Consider the following 21,769-nt stretch of genomic DNA (forward strand, 5'->3'; position numbering starts at 1 on the left):
TGGGCCCGTCAGGTGTTTTGCAGTTCGATCAGGCGCGCGTAATAGCCGCCGGAATCGAGCAGCGCATCATGTTTGCCCCGCTCGACGATCTGCCCCCGGTCCATGGCGATGATGTGATCCGCCTGCCTGACCGCCGTGAGCCGATGCGCGATGACGATGACGGTGCGTCCCTGGCATATCGCGCGCATGTTTTTCTGGATGATGCGTTCGGTCTCGAAGTCCAGCGCGCTCGTGGCCTCGTCGAAGATCAGGATGCGCGGATTGGTCACGAGCGCCCGGGCGATCGCGATCCGCTGCCGCTGGCCGCCCGACAGGTTCGAGCCATGCTCGCCGACGAGCGAGTCATAACCCTCGGGCAGATCCGAAATGAATTCGTGCGCGCCCGCGAGTGTCGCCGCGCTGATGACGGCCTCGAGCGGCAGGCCCGGATCCGTCAGCGCGATGTTCTCGCGGATCGACCGATTGAAGAGCATGTTCTCCTGCAGGACCACACCGATCTGCCGGCGCAGCCAGGCCGGGTCGGCCAGCGCGAGGTCGATGCCGTCGATCATGACCCGGCCGTGCTCAGGGAGGTACAGGCGCTGCAGCAGCTTGGTCAGCGTGCTCTTGCCGGAACCGGAACGGCCGACGACGCCCACCATCTCCCCGGCCCGGATCTCGAGCGATACGCCGTCAAGAATGACGGGGCCGTCCGGCTTGTAGCGGAAGCGCACATTCTGGAAGCTGATGTCGCCGCGCACCGCCGGCAGCGCCTGGCGGCTCGCGGGCAGCTCCGTGCGCGCATTCAGGATGTCGCCGAGCCGGCCCATCGAAATACCGATCTGCTGGAAGTCCTGCCAGATCTGGGCGAGCCGCAGCACCGGCGCCGCCACGCGCTGCGACATCATGTTGAACGCGATCAGTTGCCCCACCGACAACTGTCCGTCGATCACGAGGCGCGCGCCGAAATAGAGCGTGCTGACGGTCACGAGCTTTCCCACCAGCTGGATCAACTGCTGGCCGACGTTGCCGAGCACGCTAACGCGGAATCCCGCCGATACGTAGGCGGAGAGCTGATTGTCCCAGCGCTTCGTGAACTGCGGCTCCACCGCCATGGATTTGACCGTCTCCATGCCCGAGACGGCCTCGACGAGGAACGCCTGATTGTCCGCACCGCGCGCGAACTTCTCGTTCAGGCGCTGGCGCAGTATCGGGTTGAGCACGGCCGACACGAAGGCATACAGCGGCAACGACACCACCACGATCAGTGTGAGCCTGACGCTGTAGAAACACATGACGGCGATGAAGACGATCGAGAAGAACAGATCGAGCACGGCGGTCAGCGCCTGCCCGGTCAGGAAGTTGCGGATGTTTTCCAGCTCGCGCACCCGCGCGACTGAATCGCCGACGCGCCTCGCCGCGAAGTAGGCGAGCGGCAGCGTCAGCAGGTGGCGGAACAGACGCGCCCCCAACTCGACGTCGATCCGGTTCGTGGTGTGCGCGAACACATGGTTGCGCAGCCCGGACAGCAGAACTTCGAACAGCGAGCTGGCCAGCAGCGCGACGCAGACCACGTTCAGCGTGCTGAACGCGCGATTGACCAGCACCTTGTCCATCACCACCTGGAACATCAGCGGGGAGACGAGGCCGAACAGCTGAAGGACGGCCGAGACGAGCAGCACCTCGAGCAGCAGGCGCCGATACTTCACGATCGCGGGAATGAACCACGAGAAATCGAAACGGGCGAGCTCGCCGGCCAGCGACGCACGCGACGCGAACAGGAACATCACGCCGCTGGAGCGCGTGATGACCTCGTCCACCGGGCAGGTGGTGGGCGACGCGGCGCCCGGAAACAGCACGAGCGCCTTCGCGCCATCACAGCCGGCGAGGATGAAATGCTCGCCGTTGGCATCGCTGACGAGTGCCGGGAACGGCGTGCGGGCGAGCCGCTGTGCCTGTACCCGCACCCGGCGTGCCTTGAGGCCGATCGCGCGGGCCGCCAGCAGCAGGTCGTCCTCGGTGAAGCGCCCGGATTTCAGCCCGGCGCCGTGCCGCAGTTGCGAGGCATCCGCCGCGATCCCGTGGAAGCGGGCGATCACCACCAGTGCCTCGACACCGGCATCGTCCGAGACCTGTGTCGGGCCCGGCTCCGCCCCCGCTCGTGTTTCCTGTCGTTCTTGCATCTCGTATCCGAACCTGACGCGGCCCCGTGCCGGCCGCCCCTCGTCCATCACGGGGCGGCCGGCACGGGCCGACTTCCTCAGTGGGTCATACCTCGTTAATGCCAGCTCGCCGCCAGCGTCGGCGCCAGCTCGCTCTGCAGCGTCGCGGGAAGCGCCGTGGTGCCGGCACCGGGAGGCGCGAACGCCGCCATCGCGCTGACGAGCGCGTTGACCTGCGCGCCGCCGATCGTCTTGCCATCCGACGCGACGATCCCCGCGTACCCCGCGCTCGCGCCGGCGAACCAGTTGGTCAGGTCCACCTGCTCGTGGGTGCCCAGCACGGAAACCAGCAGGTCGTTGCCCGACTGCGTCATCCACAGCTGATTGCTGGCGGCCTCGCTGAACAGCACCTCATTGGCCTTGCCCGCGACGCCCGCGGCCGGCAGCTCGACGCTCGTGAGCGCGCCGTCCGATGCATCGCCGGCCGCGGCGGCCACCACCACCTTGTCCCCGAAGCCCGAGGTCGCGTTCAGCGTGACGACGTCGCTGCCGCGCCCGGCCACGACCGTGTCGTTGCCGGTGGTCGACGTGTTGACGGCCTCGGTCCCGTCGTTGGCGATCAGCGTCTGGGCGGCCTGACTCAGCTCACCGTTGAGCACCGTGACGCCGGCCGCGCTGACGTAGTTGCCCGTCCACGTATCCACCACGTTCGACAATGCGTTCGCATCGGCCACGATCACGTCGCCCGCGTTCGTCACCGCATACGTGTTGTTGCCGAGCCCACCGATCATGGTCACCGCGACCTTCGACGGCGTCGCTGGGTTCGTCGAGTCGTTCAGGCGCGTATTCACGTCGTTCGCCACCAGCTTCGTCGTCGTCACGCCGTTGCCGGTCAGCGTCACGGCCGCGTCGCCGATCGCCGTCATGGTCTCGATGTTGGCGCTCGCCGTGTAGCTCGTTGCCGCCACCACCGTGTTGTCGGCGCCGGCCAGCGCCTGGATCACGTCGGCGCTCTGGAACACTACAAACGTATCGCTCCCGGTCCCGCCCGTCAGCGTGTTGACGAACGCCTGGCTGGAGACCAGCGTGTCGTTGCCCGAGCCCGCGACGAGCGTATCGAGGGCCTCGTTGGCCGTCACCATGTCGTCGAGCGAATTCGCACCGAGCGTGATGCTGGCGAGCCCCGTGCCGTAGAGCCGGTCGATGCCCGCGGCGGCCGTTACGCTCACGCTCGAATATTCGACGTTGTCCACGGGGTCGTCGGTGCTGCCGCCCGAGATCTGGATCACGTCCGCGGCGTTGTTCACCACGAAGGTGGTCCCCGCCGCGCCGACCAGCGTGGCCACGCCCGTGCCGGCCACCAGCGTGTCGCTTGCCGAGCCTGCGACCAGCGTGTCGTGGCCAGCATTGCCGGTAACGATTTCGCCCTGCCCGTTGCCGGTCAGCGCGAGATCGGCGCTGCCGGTACCCGTCAGCCGCTGGACGTTGGCCGGGCCCGTCAGGCTCACGGACGTCTGGATCACGTTGCTGCCGCCCGCCTGCGCCTGTACCACGTCGCCGGCGTTGTTGACGACGAACGTATCGTTGCCCGCACCACCGATCAGCGTGTCGATGCCGGTCCCCGACACGAGCGTGTCATTGCCCGAGTTCGCGGTCAGGGTCTGGGCCGTCGCACCGCCCGTCAGCGTGATGGCGGCCGTGCCTTCGCCGGTCAGATACTGCACGTTGGCGGGCGACGTGTAGCTGACGGCGGTCTCGACCGTATTGCTGGCCGCGCCCGCCTGCGCCGCCACGATGTCCGAGGCGTTGTTGACGATGAACGTGTCGTTGCCGGTGCCGCCCACCAGCGAGTCGACACCCGTCCCCGACACGAGCGTGACGTTGCCCGAACCGGCCACGAGCGTGTCCGCCCCCGAATTGGCGCGGATCGTCTGCGTCTGGGCGCCGCCCGTGAGCTTGAGCGCCGCGGCACCGGTCGCCATGAGCACCTGCATGTTGTCGCCCGTCGCGTAGGTCACCGAACTGAGCACCGTGTTCAGGTTGCCCCCGGCCTGCGCCTGGACGACATCGGCGGCGTTGTTCACGACGAACACGTCGTTGCCCATCGTGCCGATCATCGTGTCGATACCGGTGCCGGCGACCAGCGTGTCGTTGCCGGCGCCCGCCACGAGCGTGTCCTGGCCGCCATTGCCCGTGATCGTCATGTCGCCGGGGCCACCCGTCAGCACGATACCGGCCGAGCCGGTACCCGACAGCGCGGCCACGTTGGCCGAGGCGGTGTAATTGACGGACGACTGCACCGTATTGACGTTGCTGCCGGCCTGGGCCTGCACGACATCGGACGTGTTGTTGACGACGAACGTGTCGTTGCCGCTGCCGCCGACCAGCGTGTCGATCACCGCGCCCGCGACGAGCGTGTCGTTCCCCGCGTTGGCCGTGACAAGCTCCGAGGTGGCGGCATTGCCGGTCAGCACTAGGTTCGCGCTGCCGGTGCCGGTCATGGCCTGGACGTTGGCCGCCCCCGTGAAGCTGACCGCGGTCAGTATCGTATTGGTGTTGCCGACGCTCTGGGCGCTGATGCTCGTCGCGGCCGAGGTCACGACAAACGTCTCGTTGCCCGCGCCGCCCACCAGGTTCGCGCCGCCGGCCCCCGTGACGAGTGTGTCGTTGCCGGCGCCCGCCACGAGCGTGTCGTGCGAGGCATTGCCGCTGATCGTCTGGTCGCCGGTGCTGCCGGTCAGCGTGATCGCCGTGGTGCCGGTGGCGGCCAGGAACGCGATGTTGCTGCCGCTCGTGTAGCTCACCGACGACTGGACCGTGTTGATGCTGCCGCCGCCCTGCGCGATCACAAGATCGGCCGTACTGTCGATCACGAACGTATCGTTGCCCGCGCCGCCGATCATCGTGTCGGCCGTCGACTGAGCCCCGGCCACCAGCGTATCGTCGCCCGAGCCCGCCACGAGCGTGTCCTTGCCGAACTCCGCCGTGATGATCTGGTTCCCGACGCTGCCCGAGAGCTCGATCGAAGCGGACGAGATGCCCACCATCGACTGGACATTGGCCGACGCGGTATAGCTGATCGAAGTCTGGATCGAATCGATGCCGCCCGCCTGGGCGATCACGACGTCATCGGCATGCGAGACGATGAACTCGTCGTTGCCGGTGCCGCCGATCATCGTCGCGGCACCGGTCCCCGAGCCCAGCGTGTCGTTGCCGGAGCCCGCGATCAGCGTGTCGTGGCCCGCATTGCCGAGAATCTCCTGATTGCCGCTCCCGGTACCGGTGAGCGTGAGATCGGCGCTGCCCGTCGCCAGCGCGAGCCCGATGCCGCTGCCTGCGGAAAAGCTGACCGACGTGTTGAGCGTGTTGCCGCCGGTGCCGGGGTTGTTGAACTCGATCACGTCCGCCGAATTGTTGACGACGAAGAGGTCTCCTCCCACGCTGCTGCCGATCAGGGTATCGACACCCGCGCCGCCCACCAGCGTTTCGTCGCCCATCGTGTCCGTGAGGGTTTGCGGCCCGTTGCCGCCCGTGAGCATGATTTTCTGCGCGGTGCCGTTCAGGAACTGGACATTATCTGGGCCGACGTAGCTCACCGACGTGTTGACGGTATTGATGTTGGATCCGGCCTGCGCTTCGACGATGCTGGTCGTGCTGCCCACCACGAACGTATCGTTGCCGCTGCCGCCAACCATCAATGCCCCACCTTTCAGCGTGTCGTTGCCATTGCCTGCTACGAGCGTTTCGAAGCCGGAAGTCGAGGTCAGCGACTGATTACCTGTGGTGCCCGTCAGCGTGATGCCAGTTGCTGTGCCCACGACAGTCTGCACAGTCGCGCCCGCGGTATAGCTGACACTAGAATCGACCTCGTTGCTGGCCCCGGCCTGCGCGACGACGACATCACCCGCGTTGTTGATGACGAACTGGTTGATGCCAGAGGTGCCACCGACCATCGTATCGACTGCGGTTCCCGCCACGATCCGGCTGCCAGTGGCGTAGGCGTTTAGCGTCGCCGAGGTCACCCCACCCGTTAACGTCAATCCCGCTGCGGTCGCCGTCATGATCTGTACGTTTGCCTGATCGACATAGCTGGTCGACGCTAGGATCGTGTTGATATTCGAGCCGGCCAGCGCGGTGACCGAGTCCGAAAGGCTGGTAACAATAAAAGTATCGTTGCCCGTGCCTCCGAACATGAAATCGGCATGCCCCGTCATCGAGGTCAACGTGTCGTTGCCGGACCCCGCATACAGCGAGTCGTTGCCTTGGTTAGCCACGATCGTTTCGTCGCCGCTGCCACCCTTGAGCGCGATGTTCGCTGTGCCCGTGCCGACCAGATTCTGTACATTTGCCGATGCTGTGTAGCTCACTGTCGACTGGATTGTGTTGGACAGAGCGCCACGCTGGGCGATCACTACGTCGGTCGAGCTCAGCACTTTGAAGTTATCGTTGCCCATACCGCCGACCAGTGTGTCGCCATGACCGTTCGAGATCAGCGTGATGTCCTGGTTGTTGGCCGTCAGTGTGATGGCCGCCGATCCCGTGCCATCCAGGGTCTTCACGTTCGCCGATGCGACGAAGCTCGCGCTCGCGTTCACCTGGTTGAAGGTGCCCGCCGCCTGCGCGATCACCACATCGGCCGAGTTGTTCACGTCGAAGACATCGGCCCCCGTGCCGCCGATCAGCGTATCGACGGCCGCGCCGGCAATCAGATCGGTGACACCGGAATTGGCCGTCAGCGTCTGCGAAATCGAGTCGCTGCCGGTGAGTGAGAGGGTTGCCGTGCCGGTGCCCGTCACGTTCTGGATATTCGCGCCCGACTTGTAGCTCACCGACGTGAGAACGGTGTTCGTCCCGCCGGCCTGCGCGTTGATCACATCGGACGTGCTGTTGATGACGAAGGTGTCGTTGCCCGTGCCGCCGTTCAGCGTGTCGGGGCTCGCTCCGGCAATCAGCGTATCGTTGCCTGTGCCCGCCGTCAGCGTGTCGGAGCCGGAGTTCGCGGTAATCGTCTGGTCGCCGGTGCTGCCGCTCAGCGCGATGCTCCCGCCTCCCGTGCCAGTGAGAGTCTGCACGTTGGCCGATGCCGTGAAACTGAGCGAGGTGAGGATCGTATTCGTGCTGCCGGCCTGTGCGACGACCGTGTCTGCCGTGTTGTTGACCACGAACGTATCGTTGCCGACGCCACCCACGAGCGTATTCTTGGCGGCGCCCGACACCAGCGTGTCGTTGCCGGTACCAGCCGTCAGCGTATCGAGCCCGCTGTTGGCCGTGATCGTCTGGTTGCCGGAGCCGCCGGTCAACGCGATCGCGGCCGTGCCGGTGCCCGTAATGCTCTGGATATTGGCCCCCGACGTCCAGCTCGACGACGCTTGTACGACGTTCGTCGTGCCGGCCTGTGCCTGGACCACATCGCCCGCGTTTGTCACGACGAACGTCTCGTTGCCGCTGCCGCCAATCAGCGTGTCAGCGACTGCTCCGCCAGTCAACGTGTCATTGCCAGCGTTTGCGATGATCGTCTCCGACGTCGTCGCATTGCCCGTCAGTTGCAGATTCGCACTACCCGCGCCTTGCAGCGTCTGGACGTTCGCGGCACCCGTGAAATTCACCGACGTCAGGATCGTGTTGGTGTTGCTGCTGGCCGTGGCCGTAACCGTGTCACCGATGCTGTTCACGACGAACGTGTCGTTGCCTGTGCCGCCGTTGAGCGTGGCCGCGCCGCTCCCGGCAATCAGCGTGTCGTTGCCGGCGCCGGCCGTTAGGGTGTCCCGGCCGCTGTTGCCCGTGATCGTCTGATTCCCGCTCGAGCCGCTCAGCGCGATGCTGCCACTACCGGTGGCGGTCAGGAACTGCACGTTCGCCGGGCCGGTGAAGCTCACCGATGCCAGCACCGTATTCGTGCCGCCAGCCTGCGCGATCACCGTATCGCTCGTGTTGTTCACCACGAACGTGTCGATGCCCGCGCCACCCACGAGCGTATTCTTGGCGGCGCCCGACACCAGCGTGTCGTTGCCGGTACCAGCCGTCAGCGTATCGAGCCCGCTGTTGGCCGTGATCGTCTGGTTGCCGGAGCCGCCGGTCAACGCGATCGCGGCCGTGCCGGTGCCCGTAATGCTCTGGATATTGGCCCCCGACGTCCAGCTCGACGACGCTTGTACGACGTTCGTCGTGCCGGCCTGTGCCTGGACCACATCGCCCGCGTTTGTCACGACGAACGTCTCGTTGCCGCTGCCGCCAATCAGCGTGTCAGCGACTGCTCCGCCAGTCAACGTGTCATTGCCAGCGTTTGCGATGATCGTCTCCGACGTCGTCGCATTGCCCGTCAGTTGCAGATTCGCACTACCCGCGCCTTGCAGCGTCTGGACGTTCGCGGCACCCGTGAAGTTCGCCGAAGTCAGGATGAGGTTGGTATTGCTACCGGCCCTGGCCGTCACCACATCGGCCGCGTTGTTCACGACGAACGTGTCGTTGCCCGTGCCGCCGTTGAGCGTGGCCGCGCCGCTCCCGGCAATCAGCGTGTCGTTGCCGGCGCCGGCCGTTAGGGTGTCCCGGCCGCTGTTGCCCGTGATCGTCTGATTCCCGCTCGAGCCGCTTAGCGCGATGCTGCCGCTACCTGTGGCGGCCAGGAACTGCACGTTCGCCGGGCCGGTGAAGTTCACCGATGCCAGCACCGTGTTCGTGCCGCCGGCCTGTGCGACGACCGTGTCTGCCGTGTTGTTGACCACGAACGTGTCGTTGCCGACGCCGCCCATCAGCGTATCGAGGCCCGCACCTGACACCAGTGTGTCATTGCCGCTGTTGGCCGTGATCGATTCGGCCGTCGCGCCGACGCCGCCCAGCGTGAGGTCGGCGGCGCCCGTGCCGATCAGTTGGTCGATGTTCGCCGCCGCGCTCAGCGATACCGACGTGTAGACGACGTTGACATTGCTGCCCGCCAGCGCATTCACCACGTCGGCGGCGTTGTTGATGATGAAGGTGTCGTTGCCGGTCCCGCCGTTCAGCACGTCGGCGCCGCTGCCGGCCACGAGCGTGGTGTTGCCGCTGCCGGCATTGAGCGTGTCGTTGCCGGCGTTCGCGGTGACCGTCTCGGCCTGCGCGTTGCCTGTCAGCACCAGATTCGCACTGCCCGTCGCCGTCAGCGATGCCGTGTTGGCCGGCCCCGAGAAACTGACCGAAGTCAGGACGGTATTGACGTTGCCGCCCGCCTGCGCATTGATCACGTCCTGCGTGTTGTTGACGCTGAACGTATCGTTGCCGGCGCCGCCCACGAGCGTGTCCACGCCCGCGCCCGACACCAGCGTGTCGTCGCCACCGCCCGACACGAGCACGTCGTTGCCCGCGTTGGCCGTGATGGTCTCGGTCTGCGCGCTGCCGGTCAGCGTGATGTTGGCCGAGCCGGTGCCGGTGAACGTCGCCACATTCGATACGTCCGTGAAGCTCGCGCTCGTGAGCACCGTATTGCTGCCGCCTGCCCGCGCCACCACCGCGTCGCCGGCGTTGTTCACGACGAAGGTGTCGTTGCCCGAGCCGCCGACCAGCGTCGCGATGCCGGTACCCGCCACCAGCGAGTCGTTGCCGCTGCCCGCCACGATACTGGCCTCACCGCCCCCGCCTTGCAGCAGGTCGTTGCCATTGCCCGCGAAGATCTGGATCGCGCCGGCGCCCGCGATCACGGTGTCGTTGCCGTTGCCCACCTCGACGACATCGCTGCCGTTGCCGCCATACACCACGTCGTTGCCGTTGCCGGCGAAGACGATATCGTTGCCGCCGCCGAGAAACACCGCATCGGCGCCGTTACCGATCATGATCACGTCGTTGCCGGAGCCGGTGTAGATGACGTCGTTGCCGTCGCCCGCCGTCACCACATCGTTGCCGTTTCCGGCATAGATCAGATCATTGCCCTTGCCGGCCTGGATCGCATCCTTGCCGTCACCCGAAAAGACGATATCGTTGCCGTCGCCGGTCTTGATCAGGCTGTCGCCGATATTGCCGACCAGGACGCCATCGCCCGAGATCACCGACGTCGCCGGCTGATTGGTCGGCTGCGTCACGATCGAGGTGCTGCCGTCGGCGCCGCTCACCTCCACGGCGCTCGTCACGGGCAGCGTGATCTCGTCGGCCGCGACCTGGCCGCCGCTCGTCAGGCTGACCGAGAAGCCGCCCGTGACAGTGCTGCCATTCAGCACGCCGCTCGCGCCGCTCTCGGCCAGCGAGATCGACGCGATGCCGGCCTGCGCGAGCGATTGCACCTCGCCCGGATCGACGACGCCGCTCGAATTGGCATCGTCCCAGACAAACAGGTCGCCCCAGATGGCGTTCGATGCATTGAGCACGCCCGCGTGATTCGTATCGAACGAGGCGAGCGCGCCGAGCTCGGAGGTGGCGCCGGCCACGTAGTTGGTCAGGTTGAGCTGCTTGCCGTTCGTCAGTTGTCCGGTGCCGGTCGGATCGATGAACAGGAACGCGTCCTGATTGCCGACCCAGCCGACGTTGTGCCGGTATCCGTCGCCATTCAGATCGAAGTAGACGTTGCTGTTCTGCGCCGCCACGGTGGTAATGCCCAGATGGTGCAGATCGATCACGACCGGATCGCCGCCGCCACCTTCACCGCCACCGCCCCCCTCGCCGCCACCACCCTCGCCTCCTTCGCCGCCTTCTCCGTCGCCGAAATCCTCGCCCTCACCCGCCGCCGCCGCCACCACCACCGACGCCGCCCTCGCCGCCTTCTCCGCCCTCGCCGGCATCCGCTGCCGCGATCGCGGCGGCCTCCTCGTCGAACGCGACCGCTTGCGAGGCGAGCGCTTCCATCGCCGCGAAGCCTTCGGACTCGGCGGACAGCAACGCGGCCAGCGCGTCGCCGTTGTTGCTGAGGAGATTGCCGGTCGAATCGAACGTGAAGCTTTCCGCGTCGCCCGTGACCGGATCGACGGTCGACATGATGAAGCCCGACCCGTTGTAGGAGAAATCGATGCCGCTGCCACCGCCGCCCACGCCGCCGCTCCCACCCGACGTGCCGCCCGACGTGCCGCCCGCGCTACCGGTGATGGGAGGAAGCTCCGAACCCATCGCGGCGATCGCCGCGCCGAACGCGTTGCCGGCGGCCAGATCGCCCGCCACGCCGGGATTGCTGAAGCTCGTGCTGGCCGCCACGCCGCTTGCCGTGGAGCCCGCAGCATCGGACCCGCCTAGCCCGCCGAGCGGCGTGTCCGACGACCCGCCGCCGCCCCCGCCCGAATGGGACGTCCCCTTTTCCTTGCTCTTGCCATGACCCGTGTCGAAATCGGGCAGGTCCCAATCCTTGTCGAGCTTGTCGAGCAAATCCTGCAGATCCTGATCGGCATTGGCGAGCGAGCCGAGATCGCCCATAGCGTTGCTGCCGTTGCCGGGCGGCAGTTTGGAGTCCGACGCCTTGCCGGTGTCGAGCCCCGCCTGGGCGGCCAAGCCGCTTGCCTGCGATGCGAGCAGCCCGTTGGCGGCCTGATTGGCCGCAGCGATCGAGTCGAAACCGTCCGGCGCACTGGTGGTGGTGGTCACGGTGCCGTCGGCCGACTTCGACGTCGTCACGTCATTGCCGTTGCTGTCTTTCGTGGTGGACGACGTGCCCTGCACGCTGCCGTCCGGCGCCGTTGAGACGGATGTCGACTGATTCGGATCGCCCGCGTCGAAGCTCGTCTTCGTCGTCGAGCCGTCTGGCTGGGTCACCGTGACGGACTGCGGATCGTTGTTCGCGTCGTAGCTGGTTGTCGTGGTCGTGCCGGACGGATCCGTGGCGGTCGAGACCCGCCCGGTTTCCTGGCCGTTCGCGTCGTAAGTCGTCGTCGTGGAGGTCACGACGCCATCGGGATCGGTGCCGGTGGTCGTGAGGCTCTCGGAGATCGGCTTGCCGGTGGGATCCACAGTTATCGTGATCGTGCTGCCCGGAAGCGCGCCTTCCACAGTGGTCGTGGTGCTAACGACGCCGCCGTTCGCGGCGGTCGTGACAACCGACCCGAGCGTAGTATTGCCTGGTGTCGAATAGGTGGTCGTAGTAGTCGATCCGTCTGGCTGCCGGACCGAGACCGACTCGAGTTGCCCGCCGTTCGTCGAGACGCTGGTCGTGGTCTGCCCGTTGGCCGTCGCCGTCGTGACATAGCTGCCGTCGGACGACTGCGTCGTCGTCGTCACGCCGAGCACCGTGCCGTCCGGCGCTGTGGAGACGATCGAGGTCTGCTTCGGATCGGCCGGATTATTGAAGGTCGTCTGTACCGTCGCCCCGTTGGCTGCGATCACCTTATGTGAGATGTGGTTGCCGTCGCCGTCATATACATCGATTGTGGTCGCTCCCGAAGTCCCAGAAGGCGTCGACTCGACGTTTGTGCCGACGACGCCCCATCCGCCACCGCTACTGCCGACCGGGCCGTAGGTCGTTGTCGTAGTGGTATTGACGCCGTTTGCCTGCGAGGTCGCGACGATCGTCAGTGGCTCGCCCTCTCCATCGCTCGCCGTGGTCGTATAGCTGCCCGGAGAGCTCCCGGCCACGGTTTGTACAGTCTTCGTGACATCGCCGCCAGGATCTATCGTCGTGACGGTGGTCAGCTTGGGATCGCTCGGGCTGTTGAACGTTGTGGTGACCGTCGTGCCGTCGGACGCCACCGTGGTAGTAGATTTGGGCGAGCCCGTGCTACCGACGGCGTTGCTGCCGAGGAAAGTGCCATCGGGACCATAGGTAAACGTGTCGGTCTCGCTTGGATGCCCTTCCGGGTCGAAGAGGATCTCGCTCGTCATGCGCCCGCTCGTGTCGAAGAACGACTTGGAAACCGGCACGAAGTCGTTCGTGAACACCTCGACGACGATCTGGCCCGATGGCTCCACCAGGGTTGCCGTCATCTGGCCGCTGGGGTCTGACGTGATCTGGGCCGTGGCGTTCCAAACGTTGAGGACAGGGCCATCTTGCGCAACACTGAGAGTGCCTGGCACCGCTGCGCCGAAAAAGGTCGTGATGAGTTTGGTCAGGCGCTCTTGGCCAACCGCGTTTTGCCATACTTCCAATTGCGCGTTCGGATCGCCCCCCGCCAAAGCCAAGTTCGGGTAAATCGAGGACGCGATAGCGGTAGCTGTAGTATTCGAGAAGGTCGCCACGACTGGAGTAGCCGATATCGGTGCCCCCCCTACAATCGCGCCAATAGGATCAAAGATTATTTGGGGCGGTTGTGCGGTGCTTCCTTGGATCGTGGATGGCCCATCCGCATTGATGTTAACTGATGCCCCGGGTGGATAGTATTCAACGTGCCCTTTGGAATCAATCAGAGAAATCGAATCGTTCGGATGATACGTAACGGTTCGATTGCCGGTCAGTGCGAACACCAAATCGCCATTGGCGATCTTCGTCTCCGAAACAATCGTTCCCGATTCGAAATATCCTAGAAAATTTCCTGTTGCCCCGTCTATCACCGTGACACTGCCGGGATCGGCCACTGATGACTGCGGAGGCGTCACAAAGGCCTTCCCGGTGGCAATATCATAGGTATAGGTCTGGGAGCCAGACAAAGCTGCAGGAAGACCGACGCTGAAAGGGGTATTGTTGACATCGAAAGCAACGAGCGCCCCAGCGATCATCGATTTTGCGTTTAACGGATTATTTCCGAATAGGCCGTGGGAATTGATATTTTTATTAATAATCCCCCTTGCTGCGTTGTATAACCCGCCAGCGGTTTCTACTGTCAGCAAGCCAATCCCTGATGCCGCGCCGACAAATCCGATATGAAATGACGCTGCGTCCCGAAACGCTGTAACGAAACTCTGATTTGTTTGGTCTGACGTCGGGTAGCTCCTTTGCAGATCCTGCGGGCCACCTGCCTTAAAGGCATTGAACATGGCAAGATAGGCGCTGATTTTATTTTGAAGCGTTTCGGCACCGCCCTCATAGAGAATTGCGTTAATGGAGGAGGAAAAATTCTCTGCCTTGTCTATGCTATAACCTTCTGGTACTACCAAATAACCGTTCGGATTGGCGTTAGGCTGGGCAACAATTGTGCCATTAACCATTTGAAATATTTCAATGCTTTGAGCATTTGTCTTATTTGGGTCAAGCACCGGCTGCCCGTTAAACTCGAGAAACTGGGCTGGAACAAAATCGTGATTTTTATCTTGAACATAGAAAATATCAGTCATTTTTTGCAATCTCAGAAACTAGTCGAAAGATCTTCGGAAAATGTTACAAGATAAAAATTTCTGCCAAGGGGTTGTGCTTCAAAGCCAATTATTCCAAATGGGGCCTTGCTTTGTATAGAGAGAGCGGCTTTTACCCACGCGGAACTGTAATGTCCTGATTTTGATGCAATCTCACCGCTAGAATCATAGACGAGTGCTTCACTAAAACCCCAGTGATCCATGCGAGAGTCCATCCAGCATACACTCAACTTCTGATTGCCATCGAATCTCTCCGAATTCCGGATGCATGCGGAGTAACTTGCTGAATTAAACCGAATGTCCAGCATAGACGTCCAATGCCAATAGCGGTTTGAAAATAGCAATGCCAAGGGCACGATAACAAGTAGAACTGAGGTCAGCCCCAAAAGCGCGCCACGGAAGTTCTCGGTGTCATAGGCGCGCAGAGCTGCCGAAATGCTCACGCACAGTAGGATGAAATTAACAACAAGGTGGCCCCAAAACAAGAAAACATCATATTTTGTATATCCGAGTGCGCACGCAGATAGCAAGCATATCGAAAGGATAAATATAATTTTCATTTGGTTGATGAGTTTCAATGGCGACCTGTGCCATTCCCGTAGTGAAGAGAAAAATCATCATGCCGTCATGCGCAAAATTGATTGACGATGCGCATGAAATTCGGATCTTAGCGGCGAAAAAAATGTAAATAATTTTTTACGGCTATTGATCGCTCAGTAAAATAAGGCGGCCTTCAAATGTATTTTTTGATGAGCCAGTGGCCATCTGCGGGATTTTAACAAAATGCATTCAGCAATCTTTCTTTTTGTTGTCGATTTCATTTCAAAACCCCCGAGTATGTAATTATTTGAGTCGACTAGCGATCTTGTGCTCTTTTGCGTGTAATTAGAGCAGTCTTTCTAGGTCTTGTCGATCAAAACCCGGGGGGCGGTAAAATTCTTGTTCCCCTTCTCGCTGAATAGCGTGCTGGTGCTGAAATTCATGCCGTGGATTCACGAATCTAGTCTCGAGAACTGGCTCGCGAGCCTGCCTCATGCCAAGGTACTGATCGAGGCATGGCGACGAGAGTACAACGACGCGGTTCGCAATGCGGTAGCTGACGGTCGAACCTTAATTGCTGCCGTTCACCTAGTGTGGCGTTGAGCGGCGGACACGGGTCGCAAGCCGGCAACGGCCTTGAGCTCGCTACTCGTCGGAATCACGCGATGACTGGCGGGCTCTCCAGGAGTGAGGTCGATCACCAGTCGCTCAATGTGAGTCACAAACGAACGGTCGTTCGTTACCTAACTTAGATTTATGTCAAATTAGTTGTATGCACAACTATTGAGGTGACATGGCTACTCCCGGTGAGCGGCCGATGAGCTTGCCGCCGCCGCCCGGCGCAGGCTCTACGCCGGGCCCGGGACTCGCTGCCAGCGCCGATTGTCGCAGCCGATCGGTGGTAAGCGGCCCTTCGACCTGATGCGGGTGCTGTTGGCCAGTGCTGACGCGCGCCAAGATTTCCCGAGACAAGCCCTTGACGATCGTATCGACGCCTTGTTTGCCAACACACTGTCCCGCGTAGCCGTGCTGGCGAACCTTCGACTCGCCTTCGCCGTAAACCTTCACGCCAGTACTGTCGATCACCAGATGCAGCGACTCGCGGCTGCGCACGACCGGCAGCTTTACCAGCAGCGTCTGGGCGCAACGGCACACGGTCGTGTAGTTCGGTATCGGCAAATCGGCGAAAGCCAGGTCACGCAGGCTTTGTGCGAAGCCTTGCAGGGCACGCAACGGTCTTCAGTCCGAGCAAGGCCTGAATCAGCGCATCGCTGTACAGCCGCGGACGACCCCGCGTGGGCGCGGTGTCGGGCATGTTCGCAAGAGCGTCGTCGTCAATCCACATCGTGATGTTGCCTCGATTGATCAGGCCGGCGTTGTATGCCGCCCAGTTTCTGACACGGTATTTCGCGTTCGGCTCCTGCGTCCCGCTCTTGTCCTTGCGCATTTTCTCGCACTCAAAGATCGAGAATCTACGCAGGATGCCGAATTGTTAACAGGGGCATCGCTCCGGCTGTTGCGCGCAAACGTCATCGCCACGGGCAGGATTAATGCAACAACGCCGCGCCGAGACGACTTCCCGTTCGTTTCGCCGGCAATAATTGAGGTCGAATTTATTTCAGCCGGCATGGAAGATTGTTTCGATTTATAAAATCTACCGCCATTGAAAATTCGTCGACAGCAGAAAGTAAAACAATCGTCGAGTCAAATTTTCCGAGTTAATTCGGGTGCTAGGTAAAATTGAACAATTTCTTACTTTGCAATATATTATTTCTTGATATTTTTGTGAAATTTATCTAGCTTTACTATGTTTTCATTTTTCCATCCACTTCATTGCAAATAATTTTCTTTGGTGATTATGTCTGCGGATCACCTGATAACCTCCTGCGCCGAGGTCTGGATTGCTTTAGCCTAAAAAGCTGATCGATTATTTTAACCGGCAACGCGAAATAATGAGGCTGAAAGTGACAATAGATGAAACTTTGATCGGAAATCTTCCAATATCCTCTATACCTGGAGCGCGCTACAAGGCAAAAATTGACTTTGTTTCCCCCCAAAGTCGACGCGATAATTTTCAGCTTGAGCAACAATGTTTTCTAGGGGTCAGCCTCGAAAATCGAAATTTTGAACCAGCGCGATTTCATTCGCAGCTTGAATGGGTATCACGCCGCTTCCCGAAATGCACGATCCTGATTGGCGACAGCATTCATCGACTCACACTCGAGTCCCGTTCAGGCATGCCGGCTCAGGAGGCATTTGACAGAGCTCTGCAGCTCGGCCAAGAATTCATGGAGGAGAGCCGCGACATCGTTACTGACTATCGGGCCACCACACGTTTCGAATTTATTACCTGTCATGAAATTCAGAAGACGCAAGAATATTTGATGCATCACCGCAATATTAGCGATTACTTCTTCCAATCACGGAAATTTCGAGAATCTGTGGAGAGTTTCGGTCTCCGATATCATCGGAACGATTGGGATACTTTGACCAGGGCAGAGCAGGATTCTCGTCTGAGAAGCTCGTCGAATTATTTCATTGAAGAATTCGCGATATTCGCGTGTCTTGTGAAGCGTGGCTTTTCCGTGATGGTGTACCCCGGATCGTTCAGTACACTCGCTGAAATCGCTGACCATCAATTTCCTGGCGTGTCGAAAGAACTCGAATCTCTCTGTGTCGTATCCCTTCATTTTAAGGGGCGCTAGAAATGAATAAAATGGTCGATCACAACGAATGGACTTTGGATCCCGGAAAAATTTACCTGCGAGAAGTGCATAAACGAGTCGATGAAAGGCCTGCTGCATCGGAGGCGCGGCTTGAGCGTGCGACTCTGGAAGAGCAACAACTAGTTTTTGAATCATTAGCCGGGCGGGATCAAGCACTTCACGATGGCATATTCCTACTAACAATTCCAGACTCGATTGATTTTTCCGCTTGCGATCATTTCTCCCGTCAGTTTTTCACCGGCGACGACGCACTGCCATACGGGCGTTATCGCACCATGACTGGCATTCGTTTCGGCGACCCGCTCCTGGGCTACCACGAGCGTGTTAACCAAATTGAGCAGTTCTTGCTCGAGCGTCGCTTCTGGCAGAAGGTTTATCCAGCCGAAATAGAAGCATGCGGGCTAGCTTTAACCGGCATCGCAGGGCGCGTGTTGCGTGCGATCCTGATGTTGACAGACGTTCCAGTGCGCGATTGGGATGAAGCGACGGGCGGGTGTTCGGCCGAAGCCGGTTCTTACCACCTGACGTTCAATCACTATCGCCCGTCGCTACCCGGCATCGGTCTCTCGTCGCACAAAGACGATGGCTTCATGACGATTCTCAGAATCACGTCCCCTGGGCTCGAAATCAACCGTCACGATCGCTGGGAGGCCGTCACTCCCGATCCCGCTTGCTTCATCGTCAATTTCGGGCTATCGATGGAAATCCTGACGCGCCGGTCCTCACGTCCCGTTAGCGCGATCATGCATCGCGTCCAACACCAGACAGCCGATCGTTTTAGCTTCGGTCATTTCAGCTCAAGCTTCTGTGAGCCGGGTGCCGAGGCCGGCATCCATGGCTACGACAGCGAGTCCGGCCTGCGGCGCATCTGCTCGTCGCGCGAACTGATCGATGCAAACGACAACGAGATCTATCAGGGCACCCAGGGCGGGGAGGCCGCGTCATGAGCCTGAAGACATTTCACCCCTACCTTGCCGAGATCGCCGGTGAAGAACTCAGATTCCTATCTGGCTCACTCCGCGAGGCTATCGACAATGGCTGTTTCGCGCTCGCTATCCCCGATGATCTCGACCTTGCGCCTGGCATCCGCCTCGCGAACGAGTTCCATCTTGCCCCTGAGGATGAGCCTTCCCAGCAAGGCGCAGGGTATCGTGGCTTTCGCTTACGCGAAGGCATATATTTTGACCGGGACCACTATCAGACTGAGCATATCCTCATCGACGAACCACGCCGCAGGGTTGAATTCCCCGATCCTGCAAATGCAATGTGCGAACGGATGTATCTGATCGGACGGATGGTGCTGCGTACCATCCTGTCCGCAGTGGGTATTCCTTCATCGCTCTGGGAGCGCGCAACCGACTACTGCGTGACCAACGGGGGCGTCCAATGGTTCGCGGTCAGTCGTTACCGGTCGGGTCGGAACGCCCCTGGCGCTCCCGAACACAAGGACACCGGATTCGTCACAGTCCTTTATTACGAACAACCCGGCCTCGAGGCGTTCATTGACAACATCTGGTGTGACGTGCCGCCCGTGCCCGGCCACTTCCTCATCAATTTTGGCGGTGCACTCGAAGCCTTGACGGCCCGTCTGCCCGACCGCGTCAGGGCTGTCCGCCATCGCGTCCGTCAATGTGGGCCGGGCAGTGGCTCACAGGGTGATCGGTTTTCATTCGCAGCTTTCCTGAACCCTTCTGCTACGAGCGAGGCCTTCCAGATTGCAGACGACGGTGGCAGCCTCGTATCGCTGGGTTCTGTCGATACGTTCTTACGTGATTTTAACCGGACAACCTGGCGCGATGGCTACGCCGAATTCGGTATCACAAAACGCCCCTAAGAGTGACAGTCCCATGACAATCCCGACACTTATACCGCCCTCGCAGCATACGCGCGCCGTGCCGTTTCCCGGGTTGATCGCACACGCGCCCGGTCCCGATACCGACACCGAGCACGGCGCCGCGTTTCGCGCAGCCGTTATCGAGGGTGGTCTAGATGCGTCCGACTATTTCGCCCGTTCAGGCGTGGCCGAACTTGCAAGCCGCTCTGGTGGCCTCTGCACACTCTGGATCGACAACGACCTGGCCATCTATCAGAACACAAACGAGCCACTCGTCGAGGACGATGACCTGATGCCGTCCATCAATACAAATGCAGGGTTGTTCGGCTCGTTCATGGGCGGACTCGATGCGAACGATCCGGTCCGCGTGGCCAAACGCGAATTCGTCGAGCGGATTCTCGGGAATGCCCGATTCGTCTACGGCCTGTCCGACGAGATAACCGCCGCAACCCGTGCATATTTGGATTCACCGCTGTCCCAGGACACATCGCTCGATACATTCTGTCTGAATCTCACCGCCTATGTCGACAGCGTGATCCCGGGCATTCTGGATCTGCAGATTCGTCCTTTGACTGACTATCTCGCGGAGCCGATCTTTGGCAGGATCGCTACGAGCTTTTTCGAAATCGCCTCGGAGGCCATTAGCAAGCTGAACGTTGCCGCCATTCAGGATGCCGACCTGATTGTCGATCTGACGATGCGGATCTTACTCGACAACTACCAGTCGATCGAAGCGGCTCCGCAGGGCAACTTGATCCGTTCGCAGTTCGGGAATTTTGGAATTCCATTTTCGCGACAGGGCATTGCGACACTGACCGATGCGCAATTGAAGGAACTCGGTACGCTGATCGTCGCGACCTACGATACAACGGCACTGAGTTTGCTCTGGACGATCGCCTATCTGGAGACGACGCCCGGCGCGCGTGACCGGTTGCTTGATTCGCTTGGAGACCATGAGGTTGCGCAGCAAACCGCCACCATGATGGTGCTCGAAGCAATCCGACTCGGCGGCAGCAATCCTACCTCGCTCTGGCGCAGATCCCGGCGCCCCGTGACGATCCTGCACCGGGGCAGCTCCGTCGACATCCCGGCCGGCACGATGTTCTGGCTCGACCGCCGTCTCGCCAATCGCGACCCACAGCGCTTCGCACGCCCCAATGTCTTCGATCCGGGCAACATCGAGGGCATAGCGAATCATGGGGGTATTGAGGCAGCATCGCTACTCGCGCGTAACCGTTACGAAATTAACTCGTTCTCCATGATCAATACCGTGCGCAACCCTCGCAAGTGCCCGGGCCGACTCTTTTCCGTACGTGCGCAGGCGCTGATGCTGACCGAGCTATATCGCAGCAATCGCGTCGTCGTCAGCGGTGTCTCGACCGGGTTGATGCCAGGTAGCGCTATGCCTCGCCCCGCCTGCCCTGGTTCGATCCGAGTCGAACCCATTCAATGACCGGAGAGCAAACCCAATGTCTTCCATTCTTCCTGTTGCATACTTTCATGATCGCGCCGTGCACTTCGTCGAACCCGATGGCTTCGAACGCACCCGGACGCTCGGTGCATTCCATCTGCGTCATCCTGATGGTTTCGACTTCCGGGCCGGCATCGAACTCGCGCAGAAATACTATCTACCGGTTGGCGACGGGCCGGACGCGGCATTTCGAGGCTATCGTTCTCGCTCGCTGTCCCGATCGTTGCTCGGCTATTCTCAGACGGGTAACGACCAGGACGAACTGCTGCAGATCGAAGCGAAGCTATGGGATGACTATCTACCCAGCGCTGCAGCGACACTACTCTGGCGTATGAACGAATTGAACCGTGGCGTGCTAACCGACCTGTTCCTTCGCGTTGGTGTTTCGCCGGCCGACATCGATACGATCGCGGGTGGGATGTCGAAGAACGAGGCTTTGCAGTACTGCATCTTCAACCACTACCGTTCAGAAGTTGCTGAGCCTCTCGGGCTGACCGCACACAGGGACAGCGGCTTCATCACCATGCTTTATACGACAGAACCCGGCCTCGAGTCGCAGCAGGGGCAGACATGGATCCCCTTCGATCCGATGCCGGGTCATTTCACGATTGTTCTCGGTCACTCGTTCGAAATTTTGACCCAGCGCCTACCCGATCCAGTGAACGCCAGCTATCACCGTGTCCGACGCATGGCGACGCGCGAAGCGGGCGTACCTGACCGCTTCACGTTCGGCGTCTATATCGGACCGCGCTGGGATCAATTGCTCTTTCAATACGATACGGATGGCAAACTCTCGAACGTCGGCACCTTTCTCGAGTTCCAGCGTGCCAAGGCCGCCGAGATGGCATACGAGTTTCATCCGCGCGTCGACTCAACCGTGAACTAGGGGCAA

10 protein-coding genes and 1 pseudogene are annotated in these 21,769 nt (G+C 61.2%); 6 read left to right on the plus strand and 5 right to left on the minus strand.

Annotated elements, in window-relative coordinates; all coding sequences use genetic code 11:
- Window positions 1-8: 8 nt before the first annotated feature.
- The 4 genes from bpln_RS10470 to bpln_RS35430 all read right to left on the minus strand — a co-directional run bounded on the left by bpln_RS10470 (window position 9) and on the right by bpln_RS35430 (window position 14,884).
- Window positions 9-2,162, minus strand: coding sequence for a type I secretion system permease/ATPase (locus bpln_RS10470; protein WP_055138777.1), 2,154 nt, complete (start codon window positions 2,160-2,162; stop codon window positions 9-11).
- A gap of 95 nt (window positions 2,163-2,257) precedes the next feature.
- Window positions 2,258-10,882, minus strand: a complete 8,625-nt coding sequence (locus tag bpln_RS37325; RefSeq protein ID WP_055138778.1) for a calcium-binding protein — start codon at window positions 10,880-10,882, stop codon at window positions 2,258-2,260.
- On the minus strand, window positions 10,818-14,288 hold the full coding sequence (locus bpln_RS38170) for a beta strand repeat-containing protein (RefSeq protein WP_148653990.1): 3,471 nt from the start codon (window positions 14,286-14,288) through the stop codon (window positions 10,818-10,820). Before bpln_RS38170 ends, bpln_RS37325 begins: the two co-directional genes overlap by 65 nt.
- An 11-nt stretch (window positions 14,289-14,299) precedes the next feature.
- On the minus strand, window positions 14,300-14,884 hold the full coding sequence (locus bpln_RS35430; RefSeq protein WP_148653991.1) for a hypothetical protein: 585 nt from the start codon (window positions 14,882-14,884) through the stop codon (window positions 14,300-14,302).
- 328 nt (window positions 14,885-15,212) lie between these two features.
- Here bpln_RS35430 and bpln_RS35435 point away from each other — a divergent pair, with 328 nt between their 5' ends.
- Window positions 15,213-15,449, plus strand: coding sequence for a transposase (locus bpln_RS35435; protein WP_148653992.1), 237 nt, complete (start codon window positions 15,213-15,215; stop codon window positions 15,447-15,449).
- Between the two features lie 414 nt (window positions 15,450-15,863).
- Here the strand turns inward: bpln_RS35435 and bpln_RS33885 are convergent.
- A pseudogene (locus tag bpln_RS33885) lies at window positions 15,864-16,293 on the minus strand (transposase); the annotation flags it as partial.
- A gap of 517 nt (window positions 16,294-16,810) precedes the next feature.
- Here bpln_RS33885 and bpln_RS33890 point away from each other — a divergent pair.
- The 5 genes from bpln_RS33890 to bpln_RS10500 are packed head-to-tail and all read left to right on the plus strand — an operon-like array spanning window position 16,811 to window position 21,763.
- Window positions 16,811-17,551, plus strand: a complete 741-nt coding sequence (locus tag bpln_RS33890) for a tRNA-dependent cyclodipeptide synthase (RefSeq protein WP_209444924.1) — start codon at window positions 16,811-16,813, stop codon at window positions 17,549-17,551.
- Window positions 17,552-17,553: 2 nt separating this feature from the next.
- Complete coding sequence (locus bpln_RS10490) at window positions 17,554-18,519, plus strand: 2OG-Fe(II) oxygenase family protein (protein WP_055138781.1); 966 nt, start codon at window positions 17,554-17,556, stop codon at window positions 18,517-18,519.
- A complete protein-coding gene (locus bpln_RS33895; RefSeq protein ID WP_082465262.1) occupies window positions 18,516-19,406 on the plus strand; it encodes a 2OG-Fe(II) oxygenase family protein in 891 nt (296 codons plus the stop codon). Before bpln_RS10490 ends, bpln_RS33895 begins: the two co-directional genes overlap by 4 nt.
- A gap of 13 nt (window positions 19,407-19,419) precedes the next feature.
- On the plus strand, window positions 19,420-20,859 hold the full coding sequence (locus tag bpln_RS10495; protein WP_055138782.1) for a cytochrome P450: 1,440 nt from the start codon (window positions 19,420-19,422) through the stop codon (window positions 20,857-20,859).
- A gap of 16 nt (window positions 20,860-20,875) precedes the next feature.
- The gene (locus tag bpln_RS10500) at window positions 20,876-21,763 is read left to right on the plus strand and encodes a 2OG-Fe(II) oxygenase family protein (protein WP_055138783.1); all 888 of its coding nucleotides are present in this window, start codon (window positions 20,876-20,878) and stop codon (window positions 21,761-21,763) included.
- The last annotated feature ends 6 nt before the right edge of the window (window positions 21,764-21,769 follow it).

It is taken from the genome of Burkholderia plantarii (assembly GCF_001411805.1).
Lineage (GTDB): Bacteria > Pseudomonadota > Gammaproteobacteria > Burkholderiales > Burkholderiaceae > Burkholderia > Burkholderia plantarii.